Annotated in this window: 14 protein-coding genes and 2 pseudogenes; 6 read left to right on the top strand and 10 right to left on the bottom strand. The window is 63.3% G+C overall.

Translation table 11 applies throughout. The features are described 5' to 3' along the window. The first annotated feature begins 66 nt into the window (after positions 1–66). Both QF038_RS03850 and QF038_RS03845 read left to right on the top strand, forming a co-directional pair. Positions 67–750: an LPXTG cell wall anchor domain-containing protein gene (locus QF038_RS03850; protein ID WP_307608922.1), complete on the top strand. Its 684-nt coding sequence runs from the start codon at positions 67–69 to the stop codon at positions 748–750. A 234-nt stretch (positions 751–984) separates the two neighbouring features. Then, on the top strand, positions 985–1398 hold the full coding sequence (locus tag QF038_RS03845) for a VanZ family protein (RefSeq protein WP_307608919.1): 414 nt from the start codon (positions 985–987) through the stop codon (positions 1396–1398). Between the two features lie 107 nt (positions 1399–1505). On the opposite strand, the gene QF038_RS03840 is transcribed toward QF038_RS03845, so the two are convergent. Together QF038_RS03840 and QF038_RS03835 are read right to left on the bottom strand one after the other, a co-directional pair. Further along, the gene (locus QF038_RS03840) at positions 1506–3071 is read right to left on the bottom strand and encodes a polysaccharide biosynthesis tyrosine autokinase (protein ID WP_307608917.1); all 1566 of its coding nucleotides are present in this window, start codon (positions 3069–3071) and stop codon (positions 1506–1508) included. Between the two features lie 232 nt (positions 3072–3303). Further along, positions 3304–3632: pseudogene (locus QF038_RS03835) on the bottom strand (enoyl-CoA hydratase/isomerase family protein); the annotation flags it as partial. 54 nt (positions 3633–3686) lie between these two features. Between QF038_RS03835 and QF038_RS03830 the strand changes: the two are divergent. Further along, positions 3687–3776, top strand: a pseudogene (locus tag QF038_RS03830) (enoyl-CoA hydratase/isomerase family protein); the annotation flags it as partial. A 425-nt stretch (positions 3777–4201) separates the two neighbouring features. Here QF038_RS03830 and QF038_RS03825 read toward each other — a convergent pair. The 8 genes from QF038_RS03825 to QF038_RS03790 form a co-directional block, all read right to left on the bottom strand. After that, positions 4202–4993 (bottom strand): enoyl-CoA hydratase/isomerase family protein, encoded by a 792-nt coding sequence (locus QF038_RS03825; RefSeq protein ID WP_307608915.1) that lies wholly within the window; start codon positions 4991–4993, stop codon positions 4202–4204. A 72-nt stretch (positions 4994–5065) separates the two neighbouring features. Continuing rightward, positions 5066–6307: a 1,2-phenylacetyl-CoA epoxidase subunit PaaE gene (paaE, locus tag QF038_RS03820; protein WP_307608913.1), complete on the bottom strand. Its 1242-nt coding sequence runs from the start codon at positions 6305–6307 to the stop codon at positions 5066–5068. Positions 6308–6316: 9 nt separating this feature from the next. Beyond that, positions 6317–6841, bottom strand: coding sequence for a 1,2-phenylacetyl-CoA epoxidase subunit PaaD (gene paaD / locus QF038_RS03815; protein ID WP_307613395.1), 525 nt, complete (start codon positions 6839–6841; stop codon positions 6317–6319). Positions 6842–6849: 8 nt separating this feature from the next. Further along, positions 6850–7746, bottom strand: coding sequence for a 1,2-phenylacetyl-CoA epoxidase subunit PaaC (gene paaC, locus QF038_RS03810; RefSeq protein WP_307613394.1), 897 nt, complete (start codon positions 7744–7746; stop codon positions 6850–6852). A 50-nt stretch (positions 7747–7796) separates the two neighbouring features. Continuing rightward, positions 7797–8252 (bottom strand): 1,2-phenylacetyl-CoA epoxidase subunit PaaB, encoded by a 456-nt coding sequence (gene paaB, locus QF038_RS03805; protein WP_307608911.1) that lies wholly within the window; start codon positions 8250–8252, stop codon positions 7797–7799. Beyond that, the gene (gene paaA, locus QF038_RS03800) at positions 8249–9265 is read right to left on the bottom strand and encodes a 1,2-phenylacetyl-CoA epoxidase subunit PaaA (RefSeq protein WP_307608909.1); all 1017 of its coding nucleotides are present in this window, start codon (positions 9263–9265) and stop codon (positions 8249–8251) included. The genes paaB and paaA overlap by 4 nt, the downstream gene beginning before the upstream one ends. 226 nt (positions 9266–9491) lie before the next feature. Continuing rightward, the gene (locus QF038_RS03795) at positions 9492–10124 is read right to left on the bottom strand and encodes a hypothetical protein (RefSeq protein WP_307608907.1); all 633 of its coding nucleotides are present in this window, start codon (positions 10122–10124) and stop codon (positions 9492–9494) included. Between the two features lie 187 nt (positions 10125–10311). Further along, on the bottom strand, positions 10312–10878 hold the full coding sequence (locus QF038_RS03790) for an iron transporter (RefSeq protein WP_307608905.1): 567 nt from the start codon (positions 10876–10878) through the stop codon (positions 10312–10314). A gap of 355 nt (positions 10879–11233) precedes the next feature. Here QF038_RS03790 and QF038_RS03785 point away from each other — a divergent pair, with 355 nt between their 5' ends. From QF038_RS03785 to QF038_RS03775, 3 genes are all read left to right on the top strand, one after another. Further along, on the top strand, positions 11234–12232 hold the full coding sequence (locus QF038_RS03785) for a hypothetical protein (RefSeq protein WP_307608903.1): 999 nt from the start codon (positions 11234–11236) through the stop codon (positions 12230–12232). A 158-nt stretch (positions 12233–12390) separates the two neighbouring features. Next, positions 12391–13083, top strand: coding sequence for an SGNH/GDSL hydrolase family protein (locus tag QF038_RS03780; protein WP_307608901.1), 693 nt, complete (start codon positions 12391–12393; stop codon positions 13081–13083). A 328-nt stretch (positions 13084–13411) separates the two neighbouring features. Then, entirely contained in the window at positions 13412–14431 is a 1020-nt protein-coding gene (locus QF038_RS03775; RefSeq protein ID WP_307608899.1) for a hypothetical protein, read from the top strand. Positions 14432–14493: the final 62 nt, after the last annotated feature.

Raw genomic sequence — 14493 nt, 5'->3', positions numbered from 1 at the left:
CGGAAGTATGGTAAATAAACCGATTGGACTGACGTTGCCCCGCCGCGTGGAAGGGTGGTAGCTTTCGTGCAGGGGCAACATCAAAAACTTTCGCTTAATCTTGCGGAAAAGAATCCGTTGCGATTCTGCTCGCTAAAAACATCAGCGCCTTGGGGGACACTCATGAAAAAAATCTTTGCTGCACTCATACTTGCGAGTTCAGTTGCTCTCGTTGGAACTACACCGGTGGCGGCAAGCACCTACGTCCCAGATACTCCTGTTGAAGTGGAAGTGATCCCGAATGACAACGTGTTGTCCGGCGACGCCTTCATCTTTCGCGGAAGTGGCTTCAATCCTGGCGAAGGCTTGACTATCACGGTCACGCTCGAAAACCAGGCCGCCAGCGTCTCGGCTGGAAGCCTCACGGTGCCGACCCAGATCACCATGCCGCTGCCACCGCTACAGATCAAACCTGAGGAAAACGTCAATGGTTCATTCCGCGTGGAGATGCGCATAATGGAGCTCGGCCGGCACACCATTACGGCGACCGGCAATGTGTCGGCAAAGCAGGACAGCGATCCTGTCCGAGTGGTGCCGGCCATAGGGGCAGCAAGTAGCAAGACCGACGCTGTGGTTGCCGGCACAGGTTCCCGCCTTGCCAACACCGGCATCGATTCTGGCTTGCTTCTGTGGACCCTGGTTGGTGCCGGCGCGCTGGCCACGGGAGCAACTTCAGTGGCCATTGCTCGTCGCCGGGCCAAAACAGCGTAGCCGCCCAGCTACGGCACTGCTGAACACTGGTTGAGGGTGGGATTCTCCTGGAGAATGGAGAATCCCACCCTCAATCTTTGCCACGAACATAGTGCCAGTTGGGTGGGCTTCAGCAGGCATATAACCCCAGGGGGATACATTGACGACTAGCGCCCATGTACGACTCAAGGGTTTCCTTTCCCGGATATTCCTCATCTCGTTTTGAGGTTTCTCCAGAATTACCGGCTGTGGCGTGTGGTCCTCATTGCGATGCTGGGTTCACTTGCGCTCATTGCCTATTGGCCGACTCCGGTGGACCAACCCGTCCATAGCCAAATCACAAGCATCCTGAACTTCCTCCACCGCCACGGGATACCTGCCGACTTCACCTACAGGTTCATGGAAGCCTCAGCGAACGTGGCCTTGTTTGTTCCATTCGGCTTGATATGCACCTTCGCTTTTCCCAAATGGCCGTGGTGGGGCGTCGGCGCTTCCGGTCTGTTGATTTCTGGGTGCATGGAATTGGGCCAGCTGCTGTTTCTCTACGGCCGCTTTGCAAGTCCCACGGACCTCGCCACCAATACAGCGGGCACCGTGGTCGGCGCCATAATCGCCGTTGCAGTGCTAAAGAGGCGGCAGCTCCGCACGGCGCGCACTCAAACGAAGTAGGGGCGCCGCTTTCGGATTGGGGCCAACGAGGAGCTGTTGGTGGTGAAGCACATGGGAGGCGTCGAATAGACCCGGCCGCGGTGCACTTCCCGACATGCGCGACGGGACTACTTGGAGGCCCGCCGGCTTCTAACGCGGTCGAGGGCGCTGTCCCCGCCAGCAGTGTCATCCTGCTCCGCCGTAAGGGCCGCAACATCATTCGGGACCTGCGACGACCCGTCGCCACCGGGTGCAACTTCAGCTGCGGTGTAAGAGGAGTAGTATCCGTAGGATCCCGCGCCGGTTGTGGGAACGTAGTTGAGGATCGTTCCCAGAACTCTTCCCTTCACGCGTTCCAGGTTACCGAGGGACTTGCCGAGCTCGTCCTCGCGCGTCTTGCCCGACCGGATTACGACGATGGCGCCGTCGGCGGCCCGGGTTAGCACGGCTGCATCGGTCACCGGAAGCAGCGGGGGTGCATCGACGAGCACGATCGCGTCCTTGGCCAAAGTATGAAGCATGGTCTTCATGGCACGGGAGCCCAGAAGTTCGCTTGGGTTCGGCGGGATACGGCCTGATCCCAGTACGTGCAGGTTGGGCATCGAGCTCCACTGCTGCAGCACGTCGTCAAGTTCGGCGCGTCCGCTGAGGACATCTGTTACGCCTGCGCCGGGAATGAGATCAAAAACATCCACGACGGTAGGCCGCCGGAGGTCTCCGTCAACCACAACTACATTCTCTCCCGCAGCTGCCATGGTTACAGCGAGATTGGCCGTAACCGTGGATTTTCCTTCGGACTGCACAGAACTTGTCACGACGATCACGCGCGGCGGGTTATCGACGTCGATGAACTGGAGGTTCGTGCGGAGTTCACGAAGCGCCTCGGTGATCGCGTGCGAGCCCTTGCCTCCGTTTCGCTCAGGCTGGGCATCAAGGATGAAGCTCTTACCGTCGAGCCGACGGTCAATCGGAAGGGTGCCAATGACCGGTACACCGAATTCGCGTTCGATGGCACCGGCGTCGCGAAGGCGGCGGTCAAGGTGGTTGCGCAGCAGCGCAAAACCAAGTCCCAGCAGTAGCCCCGACAGCGAGCCGATTGCGTAGGCAAGATTTGTGTTCGGCGAGTACGGCGCTGACGGCAGAGGTGCCTGGGCCAGTGGGACGATTTTTACTACGGGAACCGCTTCAGGATCAGCTCCTTCAGGGAGGTTACTTCTCTCCATGTCCTCAGCCTGATCTACCAGCCCTGCAATCCAGGCATCTGCCAGACGCTGAGCCATGACCGGATCAACCGATGTAACAGTCACCATAACTTCAGTCGTTCCGGTCACTACCTCTGCCGTGACCGACCCCAGGAGGGCATCGGGAGAAGCAGTGACATCGAGTGACTCGATCACTCGCTCAGCAACGGGCCTAGACATGGCGACAGACTTGTAGTTGGCCGCCTTCGACTTAGTTAGCGTGTCGCTAAGCATCGAAAGGCTCAGGTTGTCGGACCCGCCGGCAACCACGATTCCGCTCGAAGATGACGCATAAAGCTTTGGCTGGAGCATGACCCATCCAAAAGCGGCCAGCGTGGCAGCCAAGGTGAAAGCCAGGATGCCTTTCCAGTGGACTCGAAAAATACGCAAATAGTCCGCCAACCCCAAACCGGCCGAAATCGGCGCCACATCGGCAGCATCCACAGTATTCACGTATTGGTTCCTTCCCCCGGTGCCGGCCCCAGCGGCCACACGAGAACCCATTTTACGCCATAAATGAAGTCGGTTGCTTGCGATTGCGCCCGCTGCCATTCGAAGAACTTCGTAGTTAATAATCAATTGAAATGGGGAATACGACTTATTAATTCCCCTTCCTTTAGGCCGACTGTACGCACTCATGTCAAGGGAAGCCGCAGCTACCTAAGCCCCTGCAGGGCCCATAGGTTCAACCACGGAACCGGGGTTCGCGCTTCTCCTGGAAAGCCCTGAATCCCCCGGCGTAGTCGTCCGTTTTGCAGGGCCGTGCCTGCTCGGTGTTCGACTCCGGCGTGGCCTCCCTCAGGCACAGGCGCTGGTCCCGGATCTGGGCCACCATCTCCTTGCTGGCTGTGAAGGCGCCGGTGGCCCAGCGGGCCACGAGGCCGACAATCGCCCGCGTGTTCTCCAGCAGCTCGTCCGCCCGCATAGCACGGCCGAACAGCCCCTGCGCCACGGCCTAAGTGCCGCTGATCAGCTCGGCCGTGTAGACCAGGCCAGCGTCCGGTGCATCCCCAGCCACTACTCTTCAGAGGCGCTATCAAGGTTTTCCCGGCTACAAGAAGCGTTTCCCCAGCGTACGACGACGCTGCTGCCGCCGCTTCCCGCAACGAGGTGCTGCTGCGGGGAGAGGAAAACGCGTTCTGCGCTGGCCGCGACATCCAGACCGAATTATGGTTGCCATGCCTATTGGAGGCCGTCCAACGTCTAGAAGATTTTCCCATCTTCCTCTGGACACGACAGGCTGGCAACAACGGCTTCAGCTCATGGGGCACTATCTTTCCTGTCTGTCTCCGTCACTTGTTTCCGCATCAACCCAGACAGATAAGAAAAGCCTCCGGCATATCTATGACTCCTTCGCTTTGACTCGCGCCGTCTTTTTGCTGAAGTACCTATCGAAAAAGTCAAGGACCGATGGATCGGTAACCAACACGTCAGCAAGGACCACGCACGCAGTGCAACTCCCGTGTGCATTAACTGCTAGCCCCACGCTGGCAGTGTCAACCCTCTCAACGTCACTTCTACGAATCCTGCCCTCGAGTTGAGGGGTTTCCCACTCCCGCTTCAGGTTGCTGAGCGGGGGCCGATCACTGCAATCTCGCGCCCGTGAACTGCGGCTCGCGCTTCTCCTGGAAAGCCCTGAATCCCTCGGCGTAGTCGTCGGTTTTGCAGAGCCGTGCCTGCTCGGTGTTCTCCTGGGCCATGGCCTCCCACAGGCCCAGGCGCTGGTCCCGGATGTGGGCCACCAGCTCCTTGCTGGCGGTGAAGGCACCGGTGGCACCGCGCGCCACCTTGGCCACGATGGCCCGGGTGTTTTCCAGCAGTTCGTCCGCCGGCATGGCGCGGCTGAACAGCCCCTGCGCCACGGCCTCGGTACCGCTGATAAGCTCGGCCGTGTAGATCAGGTCCAGCGTCCGGTGCATGCCCAGCCGCTCCGTGAAGTACCAGTGCCCGCCCGAATCCAGCGTCGCGCCCAGCTTGGCGAACGGCGACCCGAACTTCGCGTTCTCCGCCACGTACACCACATCCGTGGCCAGCAGCAGTCCCAGCCCCACGCCCAGGCAGGCCCCGTGGGCCGCCGCGAACGTGGGAGCCGGGAACGCGCTCATCTTCTTCAGCAGCGGCTCCACCAGCCCGCTTAGGTACGTCGCGGCGTCGTCATTCTCCGGATTGACGCCTGAAATGTCCCGGCCCGCGCAGAAGGCGCGGCCCTCTCCCCTGAGCAGCAGCGCCCGCACCTCACCGCGGGAGGCGGCGGCAGCAGCGTCGTCGTACGCCTGGGACAACTCCGCCAGCGCCTGCTCATCCAGCGAGTTCAGCTTGTGCGGTGCGTTCAGGACGATCTCGGCGACGTTGTTGCTGATGGAGAGGGAAATCATGGTGCTCCTTTGTTTGATTTCGACAAGCTCAATCACCGGGGGTTTCGACGGTTTCGACAGGCTCAACCACCGTTACACGTCGAAGTCGACGGTGACTTCCTTGCTGGTGGGGTGGCTCTGGCAGGTCAGGACGTACCCCTTGTCCAGCTCATCCTGCTCCAGCGCATAGTTCTCGTCCATGGTCACGCTGCCGGTGACAACCTTGGCCCGGCACGTCCCGCACACTCCCCCGGCGCACGCGAACGGCACATCCGGGCGGACCCGCAGCGCGGCGTTCAGGATGGGCTCGCGGGCATGGGTGGGGCTGGCCACCTCGCCCTGCAGGCCGTCCAGCTTGAACGTGATCTTGTACGTCTCCTTGGACTCGTCCACCACCACGGGCCGGCCCGCGTGCCCCTCCGGCTTGTCCGGCTTGCCGGAGGTAAACAGCTCGAACCGGATGTTCTCCGGCTTCACGCCGCGCTCGGCCAGGGTGTCCCGGCACAGCTGCACCAGCTCGAACGGCCCGCACAGGAACCACTCGTCCACGTCGTCCGCGTGGATGGCGGTGCCCAGCAGCTGCTGGAGCTTCTCTGCGTCGATCCTGCCGCTGAGCAGCGGCGCGATCCGCTGCTCGCGCGACAGCACGTGGTGGATGGCCAGCCGCTGCGGGTACTTGTCCTTCAGGTCCGCCAGCTCCTCCAGGAACATCACGTCCATGGCGGCCTTGTTGGCGTAGATGAGATCGAACCGGCACTGCGGGTTGGCGGCCAGCAGCGTCCGGGCGATGGCGATCACCGGGGTGATACCACTGCCGGCGGCGATGGCCACAAAGTTGGCCTCCCCCTGCCCGGCGACGTCCCCGGCGAGCTCCTCCGGGTTGTTCATGGAGTTCATCCGGTTCTGCTCCACGGCCTGGCCGTCCTTGCCGTGCCTGGACACAAACGCGCCCATGGGGCTCATCACGTCCAGCGTGTCCCCGGCTTTCAGCTCGGCGTTGGCCCAAGTGGAGAACAGCCCGCCCAGGTCCTTTTTCACGGCTACCCGGATTTCACTGCTGCCGTCCGCGAAGCTGCGCGGTTCGGCGCAGATGGAGTAGCTGCGGCGCACCTCGTGCAGCTCGCCGGTCTCATCCGGGAGCTTGGTGCGCAGGGCCACGTACTGGCCGGGCAGGTAGTCGAACTGGCCGGCGAGCTCCTGGGGGACATGGAAGGCCACCTCGATGGCGTCCTCGGTGAGCCGGCGCACCTCCTTCACGGCGAGCGTGTGGAAGGACGGACGACGGCGGCCGGTGGCCTGCGCCGATTCGGCGGCAGTCTGGCGGACAACAGGCATGGGACTTCCTTACAGCACTTTGAAGTAGTCGAACGGTTCCTTGCAGTCCTGGCACACATACAGCGCCTTGCAGGAGGTGGAGCCGAAGCGGGTGAGCTCTTTGGTGTTCAGGCTGGCGCACTGCGGGCACTTGACTGCCATCTTCAGGCGGATGGGGCCGGCATGGCGTGCTGCATCCGACATGCCCGACGGCGGGGCGATGCCGTACTCCTGCAGCTTCGCCTTGCCTGCCTCGGTCATCCAGTCCGTGGTCCAGGCCGGGGCGAGGACCAGGTCCACGTGGACGTCCTCGTAGCCTTCTTTTGTGAAGGCTGCTTTGAGGTCATCGCGGATGGCGTCCATGGCCGGGCAGCCCGAGTAGGTGGGGGTGATGGTGACAACGACTGTTCCCGTTTCCGTCACCTGCACATTCCGCAGGATGCCCAGGTCCTCGATGGTGAGCACGGGGATCTCAGGATCGCAGACGGTGGCGGCGATGTCCCAGGCGTCTTGCTGCGGGGTGCGGGTGCGGGACTCGAAGTCCGAGATGTACATGGCTGCAGTCACCAGCTTGCTCCGGGATGCTCGCGGGCCAGCACCTGCATCTCGGCCAGGAGGTAGCCGAGGTGTTCCGAGTGCTTACCGTGCCTGCCTCCGCCGGGTGCTGCCGGGACGTCCGGCACCTCGAGTTCGGCTTCGGTGAGGACTTCTCCGGCGAGCCGGTCAAAGTCCTCGCGCAGGCTGGAAGGCGCGACGGCGGCACCAGCCTCGGCGAGCCGCTGCGTCAGGTCATCGTCCTGGAACAGTTCGTTGACGTGCGGCCACATCAGGCGCAGGCCGTGGATCATCCTGGTTCGCGATTCTTCGGTGCCGCCAGCCAGGCGGAGGATCCACTGTGCGCTGTGGTCCCGGTGGTAGTCCACTTCCTTCACGGCCTTGGCGGCGATGGCGGCCAGCGTGGCGTCCGTGGAGTCGGTGAGCCGGCGGTACAGCTCGAACTGGTAGTAGCTCACGATGAACTGGCGGGCGATGGTCACCGCGAAGTCGCCGTTGGGCTGCTCGAACAGCTGGACTGAGCGGAACTGGTGTTCGCGGCGGAAGTAGGCGAGGTCGTCCTCGGACTTGTCCCAGGCACCGCCGGCGTAGCTGAGGAAGCTCCGGGCGTGGCCCAGCTGGTCCAGGGCGATGTTGCCCAGCGCCACGTCCTCCTCCAGCTCCGGGGCGCGGGAGATCCAGTGGCCCAGGCGCTGCGCGAGGATCAGGGCGTCGTCGCCGAGTCTTAGAGCGTATTCCGCGATGTCTTCACCTGGCTTCGCCAGGCCGGTGCGGACCTCGAGCGCGATGTCCTCCGGGCGCAGGGCGTTACCGGGGGTGATGCGGGTGGCGGAGGCGTTCGAGTCGCCGCCTGCTACTCCGGTGGAGATGTCGCCGTGGCCTGTTGTCTCGTTAGCAGGGGCCACGCCGGCGAGGGACCCGCTGCGAGCTTGCGAGCTGTGGGAGCCGGTGGGGATCACAGGTGCTTTACCCCTTCGCTCTTGGTGTAGTACGTGGCATGCCGGTAGTCCTTGCCCTGGGGCGACTCGAAGAACGAGCCCTTGGCGTCCGGATCACTTGCGGCGATGGCGTCGGCCGGGACAACCCAGATGGAGACGCCCTCGTTGCGGCGGGTGTAAAGGTCGCGGGCGTTGCGCAGGGCCATGGCGGCATCCGGTGCGTGCAGGGACCCGGCGTGGACGTGACTCAGGCCGCGGCTGGACCGGACGAAGACCTCCCACAGGCCCCAGGCGTTCCGGCCCTGGGACTCGGCAGGCTCAACCACCGGCCGGGCCTGGGTTTCGACAGGCTCAACCACCGGGCGATCGTTGGTTGAGCTTGTCGAAACCACCGGACTCGGGTTCTGGCTTTCGACAGACTTAACCTCTGGACTGGCCGAGGCGGGCATTTCCGGGTTGCCGTGGGGGCTCATGCTGCGTATTCCTTCGTCTTCATTGACTGCTTTGCCTGCTGTTTTGCTCGCTGCTTGTCCGCATACGCGGCCGCTGCCTCGCGGACCCAAGCGCCGTCGTCGTGCGCTTCCCTCCGGCGCTCAAGGCGCTGGGCGTTGCAGGGGCCGCGGCCCGCGAGTACTTCCTGGAACTCGTGCCAGTCCAGCGGGCCGTGCTCCCACTTCCGGGTGTCCTCGTTGAAGCGGACCTGATCGTCCGGGAGGGTGAGGCCCAAGACCCGGACCTGCTCCACCATCATGCCCACGAAGCGGCTGCGGAGTTCATCGTTGCTGAACCGCTTGATGTTCCAGGCCATGGACTGCTTGGAGTTGGGCGAATCGTCGTCCGGCGGGCCGAACATCATCAGGGCCGGGGCATACCAGCGGTTCACGGCGTCCTGGGCCATCTGCTTCTGCTCGGGGGTGCCGTTGGAAAGTTCAAGGAGGATCTCGAAGCCCTGGCGCTGGTGGAAGGATTCTTCCTTGCAGATGCGCACCATGGCGCGGCCGTACGGGCCGTAGGACGCGCGGCACAACGGGACCTGGTTGCAGATGGCGGCGCCGTCCACCAGCCAGCCGATGGCACCCATGTCCGCCCACGTCAGCGCGGGGTAGTTGAAGATGGACGAGTAGCGGGCCTTGCCGGCGATGAGGTCTTCCATCATCTTGTCCCGGGTCTGGCCCAGGGTCTCGGCGGCGCTGTAGAGGTAGAGCCCGTGGCCGGCCTCGTCCTGGACCTTGGCCATGAGGATGGCCTTGCGCTTCAGGCTGGGGGCGCGGGAGATCCAGTTCGCTTCCGGCTGCATGCCGATGATTTCGGAGTGCGCGTGCTGGGAGATCTGCCGCAGCAGCGTCTTGCGGTAGGCCGCCGGCATCCAGTCCTTGGGCTCGATGCGTGAATCCTCGGCCATGACGCGGTCAAAGTTGGCCTGGCCTGCCGCCTCATCTTCCGGGGATAGCTCAGCTGGCACTGACTGCAAGTTCTGCGCTGCCATGGTTGCTCCTATGCAAAGACCTTCTGGGACGTGCCGAATTATTTACCGACCGTTCGTTCAGGATATGCGGAAGCGCAGAAGCCCGTCAAGCGTCACACCGACGCCCCTCCCCGGGTACGCTCTCTCACTTAATGCGCGTTTTTCGGAAACGCGCGCTCACTAGATGCGGCTTTTCCGGGAACGCTCGCTCACCTCCTGCCGGTTCCCTATGCTCCTGGCGCGCTGCTCAGGCACCGGTCCAGCGGCGCAGCGTACTGTTGATGAGGCCGATCAGGACGGCGGTCCACCAGCAGGCCTGGGAGACAGAGAGCGCGATCATGAGCCGAAGGCGTAGGCTGCGGGTCAGCTCGCTGAAGCGTGTACGGGGCGGGAGCGCCAGCAACTGGTGCATGGCGGGAGCGATGCTGAGGCCATTGAGCATCAGGATGAGCACGGAGACGAGTTTGACCACGGTGACCGGGTTGGTCAGATCCGGGTCGATCAGTGCGCCGGACGCCAGCAACAGTGCCAGTCCGCCCCAGATCAGCGGTTTGGCCGCGGCCTCGAGCTTCCCGGACGCGTGCATTTCCACCTTGCCGAGCAGCCACAGCAATCCCAGCCAGTCCACCACGAGGATGGTGCCAAAGGACAGGACAAGCGCCAGGATATGGCCCGCAAGCCCCAGCCGGTGGAGTACAGGTCCGCAGTCCACAAAGTGCCCGACGAGCACCGAAGCCAGCCATCCGGCCGTGCACAGCAGACCGAGCAGGAGCAGCCGCTGGATCTGTCGACGCGTCAGCGGTGCCGGGTGGACCGCCGGTTCAACCTGTGATGTGTCGGGCTGCGACGGGTCGGGCCGGACCGGCGCCACGGACGTCATTCGGCAGACCTGCCGGCGGGACGCTGCCCTGCCGGGAAGCCCAAAAATGGCATGAAAAAGGTCATGAGGATCCTAGGAAGGAATTGGCAATTTTTCGGCATATGACAGCCGGGAAAACTTCGGCCGAGGCGCCCTGCGCCCCGGCCGAATCATGGGGCGGCGCGAAATCGGTCCCGCCCGCCAGTGGCTACTCTTGGGTAAGCTCCACGTCCGTGAACTCCACGGTTGCACCCTTGGCCAGGGCCGGCGTTTCGGACTCCTCGCCATGGCGGTTGAAAGTGGGGACCCCAAGGGTGGCGCGCACCGTGTAGGTTCCTGCTTCAGGCACGGTGAAGTTATTGGCGTAGTGGTAGAAGGTGGAGTAGTAGAAGTTCAGCTCCAATTCCTGAACCACCTTGCCCTGGGCATCCACCACCTCCACGGAGATCGGCACCTCGGGAACGATCCTGCCTGTGGAGGTCTCGGTGGGGATGATTTCGATGTGGTGGGTTTCGCCGGCCTCGGGTGCGCGGAAATGGGTTGCGTGCTCGTCGAACCACGGTTCGGCAGCTTCGGTGATCAGGTTGACTGCCCATTCCCCGGACTCCACCGTCTTGCCCTTTTCGGCAAGCTCCTCGGCGAGCACCTCGTACTGCTTCTGGACGCCGGCCGGAACGGTGAAGCCTTCCTCCTTTGCGGCGGCCTGGGCACCGCAGCCGGTGAGCGCAGCGAGGAGAAGAGGGGCGGCCAGTAGGGCCGTGGCGGCACGAAGCATCGAAAATCCTTAAAAGAGGGTGCTGGGGAAAGAGAACCGGGGTGGTTCAAGGAGTGTTGCAGGCAGCCCACAAGATGGTGCCGCTTGCTACGGCACCAAGTCACAACCGCCCACTATTCGAAGCGCGCGGCATTGCACCTCGGCTCGCAGAGGGCGACTTAGGCTGACCTAAAAAGAAGATTACCCAGAACCGAAATTAAGCAAAGTTCCTGTGTGCTAATTCTCAAAGGTTACGTTTCGGCATGATGCTGCCGGAGTGTCTTGACAGGGTTCGCCGCCGTGCGGACCATCGGAGAAGCCGCTGGGGCCCGGATGTCTAGTGGAGGCCGTGGTCCGGCCCTCGAAGGGTTATCGGATGCAGCCAGCGCCACCTCGTTTCCGGTTCCTCCGCCAGATGGCGATGGCTGCCGCCGCCCTTCTGGTGGCAGCTGCGGCGGGTTGCACCACTCCGCCGGAACCGCCTGACCAGCAATTCCCGGCAAGTGTTCGGATCGCCGCTGTGGGTGACATGAACGGCGTCAAGAACCGGGATCCGGACAGTCCGTCCGGCCGGAATGCTGCGGCAATCACCCGGCTGGTGCAGGACAACGACATTGACGCCTTCCTGGGGCTGGGAGATTTCCAGTATTCAGTCCCGCACTGCGAGGACTACGTGAAGTACTGGGCCCCACTGTGGGGCGGCACCATGCCCAAGCTGTACTGGGTGACCGGCCCCAACCACGACTGGCAACCCGGCCGCAACGAAGACCTCGAAGACTTCATGAATGGCCAATGCCCGGGGGTTTCGGAGAAGGCAGCGATCAACCAGCAGCGCGGGTTCATCGGCAACGGGCAACCGTACTCGAAGGATTTCGGGAACTGGCACTTCACGTTCCTGCCCTCCGCGTACTGGCGCTACAACCCCAGGCAGGGCCAGTTGCTGACAACCTGGCTGGACAAGGACCTTGAGACTGCCAGGGCGGCCGGCAAGCACCTGGCAGTGGTGTACCACGAACCGTATTTCACATCGAACACCGCTGAACATGGCCGGGCCGTTGAGCACAAGCCGTGGATCGACGTGATGTGGAAGTACCGCGTCCGGCTGACGCTGTCCGGGTCGCAACACAACTACGAACGGTCCTGTCCCGTGAACAACGCCGACCAGTGCGTGAGTGACGGGATGACGGCGTTCCAGGTCTCCACAGGAGGAATCGGCCTCCGCCCCTTCACCAGCAGCCCGCCGTACATCGAGAAGCGGTTCAGCGACACCCACGGGTTCCTCCGGCTGACACTGCGGGAGGACGGGTCCTTCGACTGGAACTTCGTGCCAACGTCCGGTTCAAGCACGGATTCGGGTACGCGCCCCGCCCCGTAGCATAAGCTGCCTCTTGCTCTCCGTCACCGGCCCGGAGAATCCACACGCTCACTCAGGTTTTCCACAAATCTCCCGGAGAGGACCACCTGCTTCAGGAGGGCCGGATACCATGTGTGTTTCTACGGCAGTTCCTGGCTTCCGGGAAGTTGGAGGAAATCGTGGACGGAAGGTCGCTTCGCCCAGTTGCCAAGTTGGCCTCCCTTGCTGCCCTCCTGACCGTTGCGGCCACGGGGTGCACTCCGGCCGGCGTCAAGAATCAGGCGTCCGGGAACCCTCCGGTGCGGGTTGTGGTGATCGGCGACTCCTTAAGCACCGGCTATGGGACTTCGGCGGACCAAGCCTGGCCGAAGCTACTGCAGCACGCCCACCTGACCAGGAAGCGTCCCGTGCAGGTCACCAACGCGTCAGAGAACGGCAGCGGTTACCTGGTGGCCGGGGAGGGCGGGAACACCTTCGGCACGGAGGTGGAGTCAGCCGTGGGGCCGGATGCGGACATTGTGGTCTTCTTCGGGTCGGACAACGATGTGGGAGCAGACCCTGAGGAGCTGCGGGAGGCTGCGGCCTCAACGTTTGCCGCGGCTTCATCACGGGCCCCGCAGGCAGTCCTCGTGGCGGTGGGTCCACTGTCCGGCAGCGAGGAGCCGGATCCGGTGCTGGCCGGCGTGCGTGACTCTGCCGCCTCCGCGGCACAGAACCGCGGGGTACCCTTCATTGATCCCATCGCGGAGCAATGGCTCGGCGGCCGCGCCGACGTCCTGTTGGGACCTGACGGTGAACATCCCAGCGCGTCCGGGCAGAAGCTCCTGCGGGACAAAATGCAGGACATCATTGCAGCTGCGGTAGAAGGCTGAACGGCACCCGCGGACAGAGGCGCGTGCCGCCGTCGTCCATTCCCGCGCCGCGGCTTCGGCTGCCCGGGGGCCCCCCTGTTTCCCCCTCATCTCCGGAATATGCTTGCCAAGCCCCCAGCGGCTTAATAACATCGGGACACGGTTCGGCGCCGGATCACCGGCGGCAGAGCGAACCTACGCGCAGTTTTTCCGTATCGACATACACCCGGCCCCCTTTCGAATGCACCGCGCCCTCCGGCCGCGGAATCCGGAAGGCACCGACGCCTCAATGAAACACCGGCCAATCATCATGCCCGGCATGGGATGGCGACCTGGAGGATGGATGGCCATGAGACGGTTCCTGGCACTGGTCATTGCGGTTACGCTGGCTTGCACTCTGGTGCCTGCACTTGGCTCTGGGAGTGCCCGGGCTGCGGCCGGTCCCTGCATCGGCGCACCTCCCGCCGACGGCACGGCATACGCAGAAACCCGGCAGTTCATCGATACCCAGGCCTGGTGGATGCCGGACGTTGACCAAGCCAACAACTCCACCACCAATACCGGCCATGTCCACATGGGAGCGTGCATCCCCGAACGCGAAACGCTCAATTCGGGCAACATCACCGTGAACGTGCGGGTGATCCTCCACGACAACCCGGGCACGGCCAACTACGTCGCAATGGTGTTCAAAAACTCGGAGAGCGAAACAACCGTCCAGAAGTGTTACCTCCGGGCCACAGCACCGGACTTCAGCTGCCCCGGCCCGGGCAAGTCAGGCGAGGGCGACTTCGTGTGCACCGGAACCTGCGAGCGCTGGCTGACATTCTCGCGGCCGATTTCCGCCTTCAAGCATTCAGGGCTGCAGGAGGTCCGTTTCCGCGGATTCGTCCCGGAACCGGACGGAAACACCATGCAAACCAACCTCAACTTCCAGGTCAACATCCAAAACGGCAAGTCCGTGTCAGACACAGAACGGAATGCGTTCCTGCGGAGCAAAGGGTGGTACACCCACGCCCTGTACTGCGAGTCCTCGCTCCGCAGCGTTCCCCTTCCGGATGGCCCGGTGTCAGGGATCTGGGCTCCCGAAGTGGGCCTGACCACCCACCCAGGCGGCTCCCGCCCGGCCTCCCACTCATTCATCTCGATCGACCCGGACTTCCACGCCATTCCGTCGAATCCCGGGACCGTGCTGTGGGACTCCGCCGGGCCCTACGGAGCCGAGCCCTTCGGGGCCGCCCCCATAGCGATCGACACCAGGACCCTGGCCAACGGCGTCCATAAGCTGCACCTGCGGACGTCCTGCCGGGACAACAAGCTGGGTTCGACAAACTCAGGCGTCACCGTGATTCCCTTCACCGTGGCCAACTGAGCTGACATGGCGTGCACCAGGAAACGGTAACTCCACCGGGCTTTACGTTACGTCCGGCGGCA

Origin of the sequence: Pseudarthrobacter sp. W1I19, assembly GCF_030817835.1 — a bacterium.
In the GTDB taxonomy this organism is placed as follows: domain Bacteria; phylum Actinomycetota; class Actinomycetes; order Actinomycetales; family Micrococcaceae; genus Arthrobacter.
Note: the sequence above shows the minus strand (reverse complement) of the source record. Positions and strands in the feature narration are given on the sequence as shown.